The organism is Streptomyces flavofungini (genome assembly GCF_030388665.1).
Lineage (GTDB): Bacteria > Actinomycetota > Actinomycetes > Streptomycetales > Streptomycetaceae > Streptomyces > Streptomyces flavofungini_A.
In genome coordinates this window covers 2,383,492-2,399,136 of sequence record NZ_CP128846.1, presented here as the reverse complement: position 1 = coordinate 2,399,136, position 15,645 = coordinate 2,383,492, and the positions used below count along the sequence as shown (strand labels likewise).

Sequence of the window (15,645 nt, the reverse complement as noted above, 5' to 3'; positions counted from 1 at the left end):
GCTGCCCCTGGGGTTACAGGGGCAGCCGCCCGGTCGCCGGTCTGGTGGTCCGGCGCTCGCTCGTCGTCGTGCGAGGCTTCAGCGTTCCTCTTCGGATGAGCTGGCCGGCACAGCGGTCAGGCGCTCCGTCTCATCCTGTATCTCGGCGGCGATCTTCTTGAGTTCCGGCTCGAACTTGCGACCGTGGTGGGCGCAGAAGAGCAGTTCACCGCCGCTCAACAGGACGACGCGCAGGTACGCCTGTGCGCCGCAGCGGTCGCAGCGGTCAGCGGCCGTCAGGGGGCTCGCGGGGGTCAGAACAGTAGTCACGTCGCCTCTTCTCTAGCTCGACGAGCTGTCGTACCAGGGTCAACATCCAACCAGGCCGAAAACGTTCCCGCTCGTGGCTTTTCCTCGAAATTTTCATTCGGGGTGGCTGTCTGCTGCCGGTTGGCGGCGAATGTGCCGTATTGCTGTCGTACGGTTTCGCGCTGTCTGTCAGGTCAGGTCCGTGCCGGCTGGCTTGCCGGTTGTTCATGAGGACGTGCCCGGAGCCTAAATGGTTCATGCCTGGAAGGGAACGTGATGTGTGCTTCACCCCATCGAGCGATCGAACACGCGTACGCTTCTGGACTAGTCTGGGCCGAGTCGAGGGTGGCGTGACAACGGCTCTACCAGGCCTCGGTACCCTCTGACGGGCAGTAGAAGCCGGGCCCTTACCCCAAAGGGCCTCCCTTGAAATTCAGCGAGGAGCGAACCGCGTGACCGCCGAGACGTCCGTGCCGTCCACAGCGTTGCTGACCGGAGCAGACCGGGACGGTTCCAACTACACCGCGCGGCACCTTCTCGTCCTGGAGGGGCTCGAAGCCGTCCGTAAGCGTCCGGGCATGTACATCGGGTCGACGGACAGCCGCGGCCTGATGCACTGCCTCTGGGAGATCATCGACAACTCGGTCGACGAGGCCCTGGGCGGGTACTGCGACCACATCGAGGTCATCCTCCACGACGACGCCTCCGTGGAGGTCCGGGACAACGGCCGCGGCATCCCGGTCGACGTCGAGCCCAAGACGGGGCTCTCCGGAGTCGAGGTCGTCATGACCAAGCTGCACGCGGGTGGCAAGTTCGGCGGCGGCTCGTACGCGGCTTCCGGCGGTCTGCACGGCGTGGGCGCCTCCGTGGTGAACGCCCTGTCGGCCCGTCTCGACGTCGAGGTGGACCGCGCCGGGCACACGCACGCCATCAGCTTCCGGCGCGGTGTCCCCGGAGCCTTCGCCAAGCCCGGGGCGGACGCGGCGTTCGACCCGGCGGCACGGCTGAGCAAGGTCAAGAAGATCCCCAAGACCCGCACCGGCACGCGCGTGCGCTATTGGGCCGACCGCCAGATCTTCCTCAAGGACGCCAGGCTCAGTCTGGAGAACCTCCATCAGCGCGCCCGTCAGACCGCCTTCCTGGTACCCGGGCTGACCATCGTCGTGCGTGACGAGTTCGGCCTCGGTGAAGGTGGCACCAAGGGCGAGGAATCCTTCCGTTTCGACGGCGGGATCAGCGAGTTCTGCGAATACCTGGCGCAGGACAAGGCCGTCTGCGACGTCCTCCGCTTCTCCGGCCAGGGCACCTTCAAGGAGACCGTGCCCGTCCTCGACGACCACGGCCAGATGACGCCGACCGAAGTCACGCGGGAGCTCGGCGTGGACGTCGCGCTGCGCTGGGGCACCGGGTACGACACGACGGTCAGGTCCTTCGTCAACATCATCGCCACGCCCAAGGGCGGCACGCACGTGACCGGCTTCGAGCGGTCACTCACGAAGACGATGAACGAGGCACTGCGCGCGCAGAAGCTGCTCCGCGTCGCCGAGGACGACATCGTCAAGGACGACGCCCTGGAAGGCCTCACCGCCGTCGTCACCGTGCGCCTCGCGGAGCCGCAGTTCGAGGGGCAGACGAAGGAGGTCCTCGGCACCTCGGCGGCCAACCGCATCGTCGCCAACGTCATCGCCAAGGAACTCAAGGCGTTCCTGACGTCCACCAAGCGTGACGCCAAGGCGCAGGCGCGCGCCGTGATGGAGAAGGCCGTCGCCGCCGCCCGCACACGCATCGCGGCCCGCCAGCACAAGGACGCCCAGCGCCGGAAGACTGCCCTGGAGTCCTCCTCGCTGCCCGCGAAGCTCGCCGACTGCCGCAGCGACGACGTCGACCGCAGCGAGCTGTTCATCGTCGAGGGAGACTCCGCCCTCGGCACCGCCAAGCTCGCCCGGAACTCCGAGTTCCAGGCCCTGCTGCCCATCCGCGGCAAGATCCTCAACGTCCAGAAGGCCTCGGTCTCGGACATGCTCAAGAACGCCGAGTGCGGCGCGATCATTCAGGTCATAGGAGCCGGGTCCGGCCGGACCTTCGACATCGACGCGGCCCGCTACGGCAAGATCATCCTGCTCGTCGACGCTGATGTCGACGGCGCGCACATCCGCATCCTGCTGCTGACCTTGTTCCAGCGCTACATGCGGCCCATGGTCGAGGCGGGCCGCGTGTTCGCCGCCGTGCCGCCGCTGCACCGGATCGAGCTGATCCAGCCCAAGAAGGGCCAGGACAAGTACGTCTACACGTACTCGGACCGCGAGCTACGCGACACCCTCCTCGAGTTCGAGCGCAAGGGCGTGCGGTACAAGGACTCCATCCAGCGCTACAAGGGCCTGGGCGAGATGGACGCCGACCAGCTGGCCGAGACGACGATGGACCCGCGGCATCGCACCCTGCGCCGGATCAACATCTCCGACCTCGAGTCGGCGGAGCAGGTCTTCGACCTCCTCATGGGCAACGAAGTCGCGCCGCGCAAGGAGTTCATCACGAGCTCGGCGGCGACGCTGGATCGGTCGCGCATCGACGCGTGAGGCCTGTGTGGCGCGTGCGGTGCGTGAGGCCCGTGCGGCGCGTGTGAAGTGTGAGTGCCCCGGGTGCGCCGGGTGCGTCCTTCTGTGGGGCGTCCGGAGCGCTCGGGGCGCCCATTCTGCGCGCCCGATGGCCTTCTTCACGGGCGTCTCCACCCATGGGTGGAGATCCCGGATCCACCCGTGATCCACCCTCGCTCCGATTCTCCGACCAGGCTGATTCCGTAGCGTCGAAGGCGTACCGAAGGCGTGCTTCCGCAGTCGTCTTCCTGTCCGCGCATGCCATCGGAGGCCGTGATGCCCGGGTTCGCCAACGCGCTGCTGATCCTCGCCGCAGTCGTTCTCATCGTCAGACGCCAGACGCAGCCACAGCGCATGTCGGGCTCCAAACGCTGGTGGCTGCTGCCAGTCCTGCTCGGCTACGTCGGCCTCAGGGGATCCGGTGTCGTCGACACCCAGCATGAGACGGCCTCCCTCGTGCTCCTCGGCGGTGAGATCGTCGTGGGGCTGCTGATGGGTGCCGCCTGGGCCTGGACCAGCCGCGTCTGGACGGAGCAGGACGGGTCCGTGTGGACACGCGGCACCAGATCCACAGCGGTCGTCTGGGTCGTCGGCATAACCGCCCGGCTCGGACTCATGGGGGCAGGTCTCCTCATCGGCATCCACCAGGGTTCCGGCGCGCTCCTGGTTGCGCTGGCCGCGTCACTGCTGGTGCGCGCCGGCGTCCTGGAACTGCGGGCCAGGGCCCTGCACCCGGCGACGGCCCTGGCAGGCGGCGTACGGTGACGAAATGCCCACACTGACGGGGACAGACCCAGCCGGCCACGGGGCTCCTCGTGGAGACGGGGCGTCCGTCACGCTCGACACCTGGACGCGCTGGCCGTCGCGAGAGGCCCTGTCCAGCGAGAGGATGACCCGCCCCCGGCGGCTGCTCAGCTGGTTCGTGCGTGCGGTGTTCATCAGCCTGCTGCTGTGGAGCACGCTGTTCCGGGGCGGGGTCCCGGGCTGGGGGATCGCGCTGGGGCTGGTCGCCATCGTCGTCTGCGGGGCATCGCTCGTGGTGTTCTTCCGCGCCACGCTGGAGCGGCGGCTGTGGCTGTCGCTGGGGTCGATCGGTGTCGTTGTGGCGGTGGGCTTCGCGGCCCATGCGACGGGCTTCGACCTTCCGGCGGCCGTGCTGTGGTGCGCTGCCGCCGTCATGTCGATGGAGCGGTTGCCCCTGGGGGCGGCTGTGATCGCCACAGGGACGGCACTCGGGTCGTTCGCCCTGGTGAACGAGGACCCTTGGCCGACGACGGCGGCCGTCACCACGGGGCTCGCCCTCGCCGGGTACGTGCTGCGGCTGGACGCGGAAGCCCGGGGCAACGCCCAGCGGTTGCTCGCCCAGGAGCGGGCGGCACGTGTGGCCGAGGCCGAGTCGGCAGCGTTGGCCGAGCGGGGGCGGATCGCCCGGGAGATCCACGACGTGCTGGCGCACAGCCTCTCCGCCCAGCTCGTCCACCTGGAGGCAGCCCGACTGCTGATCGAGGGCGAGGGCAGCCGGGAGCAGATCCTCGGACGTGTGGTGGCAGCCAGGTCCATGGCGTCGGAAGGACTGGCCGAGACTCGCCAGGCACTGTCGGCGCTGCGTGGTGAGATGACGCCGGTGGAGGACTTCCTGCGGGAACTGGTGGCGTCGGACGGGGCGTCGGTGACGGTCGCGGGGGAGCGGCGGGTACTGACGGCGGAAGCGTCACAGGCGGTGCGCCGAGTGGCACAGGAGGCGTTGACGAACGTGCGCAAGCACGCGCGGGGGGCCGAGGTGACGGTCCTCCTCGAGTACGGGGAGGGGGAGGTGACGCTGGACGTGCGGGACTCGGGCGGTTCGTCGGGGGAACTCGCCGCTTCGGGAGCCGGGTACGGTCTGCTGGGGATGCGGGAGCGCGCCGAGCTGTTGGGCGGCTCGCTGGAGGCGGGGCCGGAACAGGAAGGCTTCGCGGTGCGGTTGAAGGTGCCGGGATGACGAGGAACGACGGGCCCGACGAGGCTGGTGCTGGTGCTGGTGCTGGTGCTGGTGCTGGTGCTGGTGCTGGTGCTGGTGCTGGTGCTGGTGCTGGTGCTGGTGTCGCGGGTCGGCGAGGTGCGGGAAGCGGCGGGGAGGCCGTGGTTCCGCAGGGCGCGAGCACGGGTGGTGGGGGCAGGCCGCCCGCGCGGGTGGTCGTGGTCGACGATCAGACCGTGGTGCGTGAGGGGATCGTGATGCTGCTGGGGCTGCTGCCGGGCATCGAGGTCATTGGTTCCGGGGGTGACGGGGAGGAGGCCGTGCGGCTCGTCGCGGAACTCTCGCCGGACGTGGTCCTGATGGACCTGCGGATGCCGCGCTGCGACGGCGCGGAGGCCACGCGGCGGATCCGGTCGCAGTATCCCGGCACGCAGGTCGTGGTGCTCACGACGTACGCCGACGACGAGTCGCTGTTCCCGGCGCTCAAGGCCGGGGCACGGGGCTACCTCACCAAGGACGCGGGCGGTGAGGAGATCGTGCGGGCCGTCGAGGACGTGCTCTCGGGGGACGCGGGGCTCTCGCCGAAGATCCAGCGACGCCTCCTCGAGCGGCTCGCGGAGCCGACGGAAGCCACCCGCCCCGCGGAGCCGCCCGACGGGCTGACCACGCGCGAGACAGAGGTGGTAGCGCTGATCGCGGAAGGAATGACGAACCAGGAGATCGCGCGGGCGCTGCACGTCTCCACCGCCACGGTGAAGACCCACATCAACAACCTCTTCGCCAAGGCGGGTCTCAAGGACCGCGCGCAGGCGGTGCGTTACGCCTACCGGCACGGCCTCGCTCAGCCTCCGGGCAGGACACGGCGGTGAGGAGCCCGCGTCACCTGATGGGGTGAAGAGCGGGGAGACAAGAGTCACGGATCTTCCCGATCTGTCCATCCTTGGGCACGCGGCCGAATCAGGCCGCGGACAAGGAGAGTTCGGTGGAGAAGCACGACGGCCGCGACGCCGGTCGGTCCCGGCCCGGTGATCTGAAGGATCCGTGGTACGACGAGCTGGCCTCCGGATGGGGCGAGCTGGACGGCACCGGCGCACCCACGGTGCCCGCCGCACCGGCCCCGACCGCCGCGCCGGAGCGCAGTGCCGCCGACATCTACCTGGAAGTGCAGGCGAGCGCGGCCTTCCAGGAGGTGCGCCGTCGGTACCGACGGTTCGTGGTCCCTGCCGTGATCGCCTTCTTCACCTGGTACGTGGCGTACGTCGTGACCGCGACGACGGCACCGGATCTGATGGCTCGCCCCGTGCACGGGGCGGTGAACGTCGCGATGGTCGCGGGCCTCGCGCAGTTCGCCACAACGTTCCTGCTGACGTGGGCGTACGCGCGGCACGCCCGCCTGCGACGGGACAAAGCGGCGCTCGATCTGCGGTGGGCCGTGTTCGAGCAGAAGCGGGAGCAGGAGCTGCGCCAGGGGGCCGAGCGGTGACGGGGGATCACCAGACGCTGGCGCTGGTCCTGTTCGGGGCGTTCGTCGCGGTCACGCTGGGGATCACGACGTATGTGAGCCGCAACCGGCACGGCTCCGCGGAGGAGTTCTACGCGGGCGGACGGTTGTTCTCGCCCATGGAGAATGGTTTTGCCATCGCGGGCGACTACATGTCGGCGGCCTCGTTCCTCGGTATCTCCGGGCTCATCGCGCTCTACGGCTACGACGGGCTGCTGTACTCGGTGGGCTTTCTGGTGGCCTGGCTCGTCGTGCTGTTCCTGGTGGCCGAACTGGTGCGCAACTGCGGGCGGTTCACGCTCGCCGACGTGGTGGCGGCGCGGATGCGGGAGCGTCCGGTGCGGATCGCCGCGGGAACTTCCTCGGTGACCGTGTCCGTTCTCTATCTGGTGGCGCAGATGGTGGGGGCGGGCTCACTGGTTGCGCTGCTGCTGGGCGGGACGAGCGATGCGGCGCAGACCTGGACGGTGATCGGCGTCGGCGCGCTCATGGTCATCTATGTGTCGATGGGAGGGATGCGGGCCACCACGTGGATCCAGATCGTCAAGGCGGTCCTGCTGATGGCCGGGGCGATCGCGCTGACCGTGCTCGTCCTGATGCGCTTCCACGGCGATTTCGACCAGTTGCTGCGGACGGCCGCCGACCGCAGTGGGCACGGCGGACAGTTCCTGGCGCCCGGGCTGAAGTACGGCGGGGACTGGACCTCACGGTTCGACTTCATCAGCCTCGGTCTCGCGCTGGTGCTCGGCACCGCCGGACTGCCGCACATCCTGTCGCGCTTCTACACCGTGCCGACCGCGAGGGCCGCCCGGCGGTCGGTCGTCTGGTCCATCGGTCTCATCGGCAGCTTCTACCTGATGACGATCGTGCTCGGTTTCGGTGCGGCGGCGGTCGTCGGGACCGACGCGGTGCGCGGCTCGAACGCGGCGGGGAACACCGCGGTGCCGCTGCTCGCGCTCGATCTGGGCGGCGGTGCGGATTCCACGGGCGGGACGGTTCTTTTCGCGGTCGTGGCCGCCGTCGCGTTCGCCACGATCCTCGCCGTGGTCGCCGGGATCACGCTCGCCTCCTCGGCTTCCGTGGCTCATGACCTCTATGCCTCGCTGCGGCGCAAGAACGCCAAGCCGCACAGCGAGGTCGCGGTGGCGCGGGTCGCGTCGGTGGGGATCGGCGCGGTCGCGATCGGCCTCGGTCTGGTCGCCCGCGACCTCAACGTCGCGTTCCTGGTCGGACTCGCCTTCGCGGTCGCTGCGTCCGCGAACCTGCCGGTGCTGCTCTACTCACTGTTCTGGCGGCAGTTCACCACGCGGGGCGCCGTCTGGTCCGTCTACGGCGGGCTGCTGCCCGCGCTGGTGCTCGTGGTGTTGTCGCCCGTGGTGTCCGGGAGCGCGAACTCCCTCTTCCCCGGGGTGGACTTCCAGTACTTCCCGTTGGAGAACCCCGGACTCGTGTCGATCCCGTTGGGCTTCCTCGCGGGCTGGTTCGGCACGGTCACCTCGTCGGATCCGGCGGACGAGGCCAAGCACGCGGAGACGGAAGTGCGCTCACTGACCGGAGCGGGCGCCGCGTAGCAGGTCAGGAGGACGACCATGCGTAGCGGTGTTCCGGGCGGCCCGTGTCGCCGTACTTCAGGCTCAGCCGCACCCGGCCCGTGCGCTCCAGGAGCTTCAGATAGCGCTGTGCGGTCTGCCGGCTCAGGCCGGTGCTCTCCGCCAGCTCCTGGGCGGAGACCGGCCCCTCAGCCGCCATCAGCGCCCTGCGGACCAGCTCCGCGGTCGTGGGCGAGTGCCCTTTGGGCAGGTCCGGCGCCGGTGTGGCCGAGAGTGCACTGAAAATGCGGTCGACCTCGGCCTGCTCCGCCTCGCCGCCGCCGTCGAGAGTGCGACGCAGCGTGGCGTACGCGTCGAGCTTGGCGCGAAGTCCCGCGTACGAGAAGGGTTTGACCAGGTACTGCAACGCGCCGTGGCGCATCGCGGCCTGCACCGTGGCGACGTCGCGGGCCGCCGTCACCATGATCACGTCGGTCTGGTGGCCGCGCGCACGCAGCGAGCGGACCACGGCCAAGCCTGTCTCGTCCGGCAGGTAGTGGTCGAGGAGCACCAGGTCGACCGGCAGTTCCTCGACGAGGCGGAGCGCGTCGGTGGCGCTGTGCGCGCGCCCCGCCACCCGGAAACCCGGAACCTTCTCCACGTAGGCCGCGTTGACGTCCGCCACGCGCACGTCGTCGTCCACGACCAGGACCTCGATCATCGTGCCTCCTCCGTTGCCACCGGCCGTGGCTCCGCGAGCCCCTCCGGCAGTACGACCGTGAACTCGGCGCCGCCCCCGGGCGCCGCACCGACCGCCGCCCTGCCGCCCTGCCGCTCGGCGAGCCTGCGCACCAGGGCGAGCCCGATACCGCGCTTGCCGTGCGCAGGCGGCTCCTTGGTGCTCCAGCCCTCCGTGAACACCGACTCACGCTGCTCCGCCGGCACACCGGGACCGGAGTCCCGTACCCGAAGCACTACCGTGCGTCCCTCCGGTCCCTCGGTGCGCAGAGCGACCTCCACGCGCGCGTGCCCGACGCCCGCGGCCCCGGGCCGCAGGGGCGCCGCCGCGTCCAGCGCGTTGTCGACGAGGTTGCCGACGATCGTGACGAGCCCACCGGGGTCGACGAGCCGGTCGGGCAGGGCGGTGTCCTCCGAGACGGCGAGTGTCACGCCGCGCTCCGCGGCGACGGTTGCCTTGCCGACCAGCAGGGCCGACAGGAGCGGGTCGTGGATCTTCTCGGTGATCTGCTCGGCGGTCACCCGGTGAGCGCCCGCCACCTCGCCCACGAACTCCGCGGCCTCCTGGTACATCTCCAGTTCGAGCAGGCCGAGCAGCGTGTGCATGCGGTTGGCGTGCTCGTGGTCCTGGGCGCGCAGGGCGTCGATGAGACCGCGGGTGGAGTCGAGTTCCCGGCCGAGCTGTTCCAGTTCGGTGCGGTCGCGCAGGGTCGCGACGGCGCCGCCGTCGTCCGTGGGCATGCGGTTGGCGACCAGGACCCGCTGGCCGCGTACCGTCAGCAGGTCGGTGCCGGTGACGCGGCCCGACAGGACATCGGCGGTGCGGCCCTCGCCGAGCGCCGCCTCCAGGGACTCCCCGATCGCCTCCGCACCGAGCCCCAGGAGCCGCTGGGCCTCGTCGTTGAGCAGCCGGATCCTGCCGCCGTGGTCCAGGGCGACGACCCCCTCACGGATGCCGTGCAGCATCGCCTCGCGCTCCGCGAGCAACGCCGAGATGTCGGAGAACGCGAGGTCACGGGTCTGACGGTGCACCCTGCGCGAGATCAGATAGGCGGCGAGCGCCCCGACGGCCAGAGCCCCGCCCGCGTACGCGAACAGGCTCGGGATCGTGTGGATCAGCCGGGCGCGCACACTGTCGTACTCGATGCCTACGGAGACAGCGCCCACGATCGTGCCGTTCGCGTTCCGCAAGGGCACCTTCCCGCGCGCGGAGCGGCCGAGCGTGCCGTTGTCGATCTCCATGACGTCGCGGCCCGCGAGTGCGTCGCTGGGGTCCGTCGAGACGACCCTGCCCACCTCGTCGCGGTCGGTGTGCGACCAGCGCACACCCTCCTTGTTCATGATCACGACGTACTCGGCGCCGCTGGCCTTGCGGATCCGCTCCGCCGCCGACTGCACAGGCCCGTCGGCCGCGGGGCGCGAGGAGACCAGGTCATCGGCGATCCCGGGCTGTGCCGCCGTCGTCTGCGCGATGGCGAGGGCCCGGCGCATCGCCTGGTCGTCCAGCTGGTCGCTGAGCGGCGCGAGGAAGAGCCCGGTGGCGAGCACGGCCACCCCGGTGGCGATCGCCAGCTGCATCAGCAGCACCTGCGAGAAGACGCGCCGCGGCAGGCCGAGGCGCAGACGTCGGGCAGGGGGAGTCGGGCTCATGTGTACGAACGGTACGGCGAGGGGCGGCCTGCTCCGAAGGGAGTGTGGCGTGGATCTCCCGGGAGCCCTCCGGCCGACTGGCCTGCGTGACCTTAGGGAGGAGGTCGCCTCGGCGGCCCTACTCGATCACTACACCTGGACCCCCGCCCGCGAGCACCGGGAGCCCGGTCCGCCCGAGCGGTCCTACACGATCTCCCGCACCGCCATCACGTCCATCCGCGCGGGCGACCCCAGCGCCGCCCCGCAGCTCTCCGGACGCGGCGGCAACGAGGCACCCTGCGCGACGGTGACTCGCCAGCGCCGTCCGTCGGTGTGGGCGACCGTCACCTCCCAGCGCGGAGCTCCGCCCGTCGTGCCCACGACGCTGAGCGCCCCCAGCACGTCCTCGCGCGCGGCCGTGCGCACCGCCAGCTCCGCAGCCTGGCCGGGGCGTTCCCAGGCGGAGTTGCCCCGGCACCCCTCGGTGACGACGCAGCCCTCACGCACCGCCTGCAGGATCTCCTTGACGGCGTGCGCCCCGGTGCGGCCGTACGCGTAGCCGTGCGGCAGGACGAGGAGCGTGGGGGAGAAGCGATGACCACCCAGATGAGTGATCTCCCAGACGCCTTCCTCTCCGGAGGCAGTCAGTTCACCGGCCAGCGGTCTGCCGAGCAGGGCGCAGCAGCGGTCGCGCTTGCCGTTCGTGCACACGAGCGCCAGCGGCTCGCCCGTGTGCGGTGTGCCGAAGCCCCCGTGGTCACCCGCGCCGAGCGCCGCGAAGTCCAGGTCCAGCAACTGCCGTGGTTCGTCCACGACATGGGAGCGCAGCCAGGCGTTGCCCGGGGTGGTGTGGGCCGCGTAGACGCGGTGCCGCGCGGGTGTGTGGCAGTCGGCGTGACGTCCCGGGCGCCGGATGAGGGCGACCCGCACGCCGGTCGACTCGGCCGCCTGTTCCAGGGCGCGGCCCACGTCCGGATCGAGATGGCTCGACGTGAGCGCCTTGGCGCCCCAAGGGCCGGGCTGTTCCAGGAGCAGCCAGGTCCTGGCGGTGGCCGCGGTGCCCGCCAGAGGTTCGTCCAGATCCCGCGAGGCGGTCGCGCATGTACTCACAGAGGTGAGCCTAACCCGCGGCCGGACCAGCCGGTTTCACCTGTTGGATGAGCCGGATGAGCCGGATGAGTTGGACGAGCCGGTCGCGCCGGGTCCCTCGGACGCTCCGGGAAGGCCTTGCGCCTCCGGCAGCGGCTGGGGCGGTCGCGTCCCGACGTACTGCCCCACGGGGCGCATCCGCATCGGCCGCTCCCCGTACTCCTCCAGGGCATGCGCGATCCACCCGGCCGTGCGCGCCACGGCGAAGACAGTCTCGCCCGCTTCCGCGGCCATGCCTGACGACGCCGTGAGGACGGCGAGCGCGAGGTCCACGTTGGCGTGCAGGTCGGTGTGGCGGGCTGTGGTGGCCACCACGTCCCGGGCCGCCGCCAGCGCCGGGCCGGCCTTCGGCATCGTCTCCAGGAGGCCGAACAGTGCCTGCGCGCGCGGGTCCTCGCCCTGGTAGACGCGGTGGCCGAGGCCGGGGACGCGGCGGCCCGCGCGCAGTTCGTTCGCGACGACGGGCGCCGCCGTGCCGCGGTCGAGGACCTCGAGGAGCATGCGGTGGGCGAGGCCGCTGGCAGCGCCGTGCAGGGGGCCCTCCAGGACGCCGAGTCCCGCCGACACGGCTGCGTACGGGTGGGCGCGTGCGGATGCCGCGACGCGGACCGCGAGCGTCGACGCCGCCAGGTCGTGGTCCACGAGCAGCGCGAGCGCGGTGTCCAGGGCGTTCAGGGAGGCGTCGTCGGGCTTGTGCCCGCTGAGGCGGCTCCAGAGGCGTCCAGCGAGCGGTCCGCCGTCCCGGTGGCCGGTCCTGAGGGGCGGGAGCGCGGCCACGAGGGTCGGGATGAGGGTGCGGGCCGTGCCGATGACGGCCTCTTCGGAGAGGTCGAAGCGGAGCGGGTCGGAGGCTCCCGCGGCGATGGCCGCGACACGCAGGCGGTCCGTGGGTCCGCAGTGCTCCGGCAGCGCGCGCACGGCCAGACGGGCAGAGCCGGACGGCTCCGGGGGCGCGGTGAAGTGGATGCCCGGCCGCAGCACGCCGGTCCACAGCCACTCCGCGACCTCTTCGTAGGAGTGGCGCAGAGCAAGCGCCGCCGCGTCCACACCGCGGAAGTAGTAGCGGTCCTTCTCGATCAGCGTGATGCGGGTGCGTACGGAGAGCTCGTTGGCTCCGGAGGCCGCGGCGGGCTCGCGCCTGTTCCTGAGGGCCAGCGCCTGGACCTCCTTGGGGTCGAAGGTGCTGCCCCGGGAGCCGGGGCCGCGGCGGCTGCTGAGCTGACCGCGGCTCACGTAGGCGTACACGGTCTCCGGCTTCACGCCGAGGAGTTCTGCGGCTTCCTTGGTGCTGAGGCGGCGGTCCTCGCGCGCGGAGGCGCGGGGCCCCGCTTCTTGATCCGTCATGGGCGTCACCGTATCCATGTCCCGATACCTGCATGGGCATATTGATTCAATCAATATTGACAGGATCTCAATCAAGCATGGACAGTCGAATCAAGTCCAGGGAGGAAGTCGAGGAACAACATGCCGATCAATGGCTCCGCCGCCACCCCCACCGCTCCCGTCGAGGTCCCACGTGGACTCGCGGGCGTCGTCGTCACCGAGACCCAACTCGGCGACGTCCGGGGGCGCGAGGGCTTCTACCACTACCGCCAGTACTCCGCCGTGGAGCTCGCGCAGACCCGCAGCTTCGAGGACGTCTGGCACCTGATGTTCCACGGCTCGCTGCCGGACGCCACGCAGCGACCCGCCTTCGTTCGGCAGACCGCCGCGCTGCGGCACCTCCCCGAGGAGGTGCGGGCGGCCCTGCCCGGCATCGCCCGGGCCAGCGCGCTGTCGGGGCCGCTCGCCGGGCTGCGCTCGGCCCTTTCGCTCTTCGGGGCCGCCAAGGGCTTCCGCCCGGTGTACGACATCGACGGGGACCGGCGGCGCGCCGACGCGCTCGCCGCGTCCGCCGTCGTGCCGACCCTGCTCACCGCGCTGTACCGGCTGGGCCAGGGCCTCGACCCGATCGAGCCGCGCGACGACCTGCCGTACGCGGCCAACTACCTCTACATGCTGACAGGTTCACGGCCGGACGCCGACCGGGCCCGTGCGGTCGAGCAGTACTTGATCTCCACCATCGACCATGGATTCAACGCGTCCACGTTCACGGGCCGGGTCATCGCCTCGACCGGCGCGGATGTGGCCGCCTGCCTCGTGGGCGCGATCGGCGCGCTGTCGGGCCCCCTTCACGGTGGTGCGCCGAGCCGGGCCCTGGACACACTCGACGCCATCGGCACCCCCGACCGCATCGACCCCTGGATCCGTGAACGGGTCCTCGCGGGGGAGCGCATCATGGGCTTCGGACACCCGGTGTACCGCACCGAGGACCCGCGTTCCCGGATGCTCCGCGGTATCGCGCAAGGGTTCGGCGGTGACCTTGTCGCGTTCGCGGTCGAGGTGGAGCGGCAGGTCGAGGCGATCCTCGCGGAGCTCAAGCCGGGCCGTGAACTCCACACGAACGTGGAGTTCTACGCAGGCGTGGTCATGGAGCTGTGCGGGCTGCCGCGCGAGATGTTCACGCCGACGTTCGCGTCCGCGCGGGTGGTCGGGTGGAGCGCCAACCTCCTCGAGCAGGCGGAGGACTCGAAGATCATTCGGCCTGCGGCGCGGTATGCGGGACCGGTGCCGCCGGTTCCGGTGCCGGTGCCCGAGGGAGCGGAGGCGCCCACGCCGGAGGCCTGATGCTGCCTGCCGGGGGCCGTCCGGGCCCAGGCGGGCTCAGGCAGCTGAGGGCAGGAGCCGGAACGGCTGTGAGGCCCGGTGCCGGTCTGGCGCCGGGCCTCACGTCGCGCGAGGTCGGTGGGGCGAGCGGAGGGGTTCGTCATCCGGAGGTGGCCTCAACGGGGTGGCCGGAGGACCTCGACGGAGAGGGCGCGGTGAGCGCCGGTCATCACTCCGCGCCGCGGTCAGCTGTTGGGGATGTCGGCCTTCGCGCGGACGAGTGTCTCGCGGCTGACGATCACGATGCGTTCGTGAGGGGCGCGGGCGGCGTCAGGGGGGAGCTCGCCGTCGAGCGCCGCTGTCGCTTCCGTCCCGATGACGGCGAAGTCGCCGCTGCTGAGTTCGAAGATGTCGGGGCAGGTGTCGCCGGCGAGACTGCCACGTTCCCGTGGTGACGCACCGATGCGGCGCACGATCTTCAAGAGGATCCCGGTCCTTGAGGAGTGAACGGTCAGGGGTAGGGGGCGGTAGTGGGGTGTCGGGTCTGGAGGGTGATGCGAATGAGGCAAATGAGGCAAAGGGGGAGGGGCTCGGACGCAGGAAGGGTCGTCGCCCCGAGATGTGGACATGCCGTGGCGCCCGCCCTCCGGGATGCGGACGACGGGGCGGGGACAGGTTAGCCGCTCCTTATCCCACCCCTGGACACGGGCTGCTCCAACCGGCCCTACCTGGGCGGGGGTTCACGCCGGTCCGATTCAGGCGGGGGTTCACCCACCACCCAGTACTCGTCGGTGTCGGCCTCGTCCAGGTCGCGGATGATGGTGTCCGTCATCCGGCCCACCCTGGCTTCGTCGGAGGAGTCCTTCAGGCTGGCGCGCTGGTGGCGGGTGGCGTGCCAGTACTGGCGGAAGAGCGGGTTGGTGCAGATCCACCGCAGGTGGCCGTGGAGTTCCTCCCAGGTGACGACGCCACTGCGGTAGGCGAGCACCGCGTTGGTGTAGAGCGCGTTGGCGTACAGGAACTGGCGCCGCTGTGTGGGTGAATCGGCTTCCGCGACGCTGTAGACCGCCGCGAGATCGGGGTCCTCGATCGCCTTCCGGAGCAGATAGAGCTGGAGTTCCTGCTGCTCGGCCATCATGGCGCGCCGCCACTCGGCGCGCTCCGTCCGGTCCGCCCGTGCGCGGAGCTCTGCGTATTTGCGCTGCTGGGCGGCCAGGAGTGCGAGGCATCCGGCCGCGAGGGCGAGTCCTGCCCCGGCCGCGGAACAGAGCCCTCCTGTGCCGTTTTTCTGTGTGGTCATGTCAACCCCCGAATCAGGCGACCGTCCGCCGGTCGTCGGGTCGGGGCGACGGGGCGCGGACCGGCGAGCGATGGGCGGCGCTTGCCGTCTCCCAGGGTGCCCGAGCGGCTCTGATCGGCTGGGAGGCGGAGAGGAGGCGCACGGAAGGAAAGGGCGTCCACATTTCCCTGCGCCGTGCCCAATGTGTGCCCCGCGAGCGCCGCTAACAATCGTTCACCAACCGGCGCGTCTACGCGCACATATCCTGGAGCGGTCTTCAATCGTCGTACAGCATCGTCGCCCGCGATGTGTACACGTCTTGAGTGACTTGA

At 70.7% G+C, this 15,645-nt stretch carries 15 protein-coding genes; 8 read left to right on the top strand and 7 right to left on the bottom strand.

Going from position 1 to position 15,645, the window contains the following annotated elements; genetic code table 11:
* Positions 1–78: 78 nt before the first annotated feature.
* Positions 79–309 (bottom strand): DUF7455 domain-containing protein, encoded by a 231-nt coding sequence (locus QUY26_RS09310; RefSeq protein WP_030357361.1) that lies wholly within the window; start codon positions 307–309, stop codon positions 79–81.
* Positions 310–740: 431 nt separating this feature from the next.
* Between QUY26_RS09310 and QUY26_RS09305 the strand changes: the two genes are divergently transcribed.
* The 7 genes from QUY26_RS09305 to QUY26_RS09275 all read left to right on the top strand — a co-directional run bounded on the left by QUY26_RS09305 (position 741) and on the right by QUY26_RS09275 (position 7,914).
* A complete protein-coding gene (locus tag QUY26_RS09305; RefSeq protein WP_289944941.1) occupies positions 741–2,864 on the top strand; it encodes a DNA gyrase/topoisomerase IV subunit B in 2,124 nt (707 codons plus the stop codon).
* A 276-nt stretch (positions 2,865–3,140) separates the two neighbouring features.
* Complete coding sequence (locus QUY26_RS09300) at positions 3,141–3,647, top strand: DUF1453 domain-containing protein (RefSeq protein ID WP_289944939.1); 507 nt, start codon at positions 3,141–3,143, stop codon at positions 3,645–3,647.
* 124 nt (positions 3,648–3,771) lie between these two features.
* A complete protein-coding gene (locus tag QUY26_RS09295) occupies positions 3,772–4,863 on the top strand; it encodes a sensor histidine kinase (protein WP_289944937.1) in 1,092 nt (363 codons plus the stop codon).
* Between the two features lie 33 nt (positions 4,864–4,896).
* Positions 4,897–5,100 carry a hypothetical protein gene (locus tag QUY26_RS09290; protein ID WP_289944935.1) on the top strand — a complete coding sequence of 68 codons (204 nt, stop codon included), beginning with the start codon at positions 4,897–4,899 and terminating at the stop codon, positions 5,098–5,100.
* Positions 5,100–5,711, top strand: coding sequence for a response regulator (locus QUY26_RS09285; RefSeq protein ID WP_289955614.1), 612 nt, complete (start codon positions 5,100–5,102; stop codon positions 5,709–5,711). Before QUY26_RS09290 ends, QUY26_RS09285 begins: the two co-directional genes overlap by 1 nt.
* Before the next feature lie 113 nt (positions 5,712–5,824).
* Positions 5,825–6,325, top strand: a complete 501-nt coding sequence (locus QUY26_RS09280; RefSeq protein ID WP_289944933.1) for a DUF485 domain-containing protein — start codon at positions 5,825–5,827, stop codon at positions 6,323–6,325.
* Complete coding sequence (locus tag QUY26_RS09275) at positions 6,322–7,914, top strand: solute symporter family protein (RefSeq protein WP_289944931.1); 1,593 nt, start codon at positions 6,322–6,324, stop codon at positions 7,912–7,914. The genes QUY26_RS09280 and QUY26_RS09275 overlap by 4 nt, the downstream gene beginning before the upstream one ends.
* A gap of 4 nt (positions 7,915–7,918) precedes the next feature.
* On the opposite strand, the gene QUY26_RS09270 is transcribed toward QUY26_RS09275, so the two are convergent.
* The 4 genes from QUY26_RS09270 to QUY26_RS09255 form a co-directional block, all read right to left on the bottom strand.
* Positions 7,919–8,593 (bottom strand): response regulator, encoded by a 675-nt coding sequence (locus tag QUY26_RS09270; RefSeq protein ID WP_289944929.1) that lies wholly within the window; start codon positions 8,591–8,593, stop codon positions 7,919–7,921.
* Positions 8,590–10,260, bottom strand: coding sequence for a sensor histidine kinase (locus QUY26_RS09265; RefSeq protein ID WP_289944928.1), 1,671 nt, complete (start codon positions 10,258–10,260; stop codon positions 8,590–8,592). Before QUY26_RS09265 ends, QUY26_RS09270 begins: the two co-directional genes overlap by 4 nt.
* A gap of 183 nt (positions 10,261–10,443) precedes the next feature.
* Positions 10,444–11,349 carry a sucrase ferredoxin gene (locus QUY26_RS09260; RefSeq protein ID WP_289944927.1) on the bottom strand — a complete coding sequence of 302 codons (906 nt, stop codon included), beginning with the start codon at positions 11,347–11,349 and terminating at the stop codon, positions 10,444–10,446.
* Between the two features lie 36 nt (positions 11,350–11,385).
* Positions 11,386–12,732 (bottom strand): citrate synthase, encoded by a 1,347-nt coding sequence (locus QUY26_RS09255; protein ID WP_289944925.1) that lies wholly within the window; start codon positions 12,730–12,732, stop codon positions 11,386–11,388.
* Between the two features lie 120 nt (positions 12,733–12,852).
* On the opposite strand from QUY26_RS09255, the gene QUY26_RS09250 reads away from it, so the two are divergent.
* Positions 12,853–14,055 (top strand): citrate synthase/methylcitrate synthase, encoded by a 1,203-nt coding sequence (locus tag QUY26_RS09250; protein ID WP_289944921.1) that lies wholly within the window; start codon positions 12,853–12,855, stop codon positions 14,053–14,055.
* 224 nt (positions 14,056–14,279) lie between these two features.
* Here the strand turns inward: QUY26_RS09250 and QUY26_RS09245 are convergent, their stop codons facing one another.
* Positions 14,280–14,516 (bottom strand): hypothetical protein, encoded by a 237-nt coding sequence (locus QUY26_RS09245; RefSeq protein ID WP_289944920.1) that lies wholly within the window; start codon positions 14,514–14,516, stop codon positions 14,280–14,282.
* A gap of 242 nt (positions 14,517–14,758) precedes the next feature.
* Entirely contained in the window at positions 14,759–15,334 is a 576-nt protein-coding gene (locus QUY26_RS09240) for a DUF6082 family protein (protein ID WP_289944918.1), read from the bottom strand.
* Positions 15,335–15,645 lie beyond the last annotated feature (311 nt).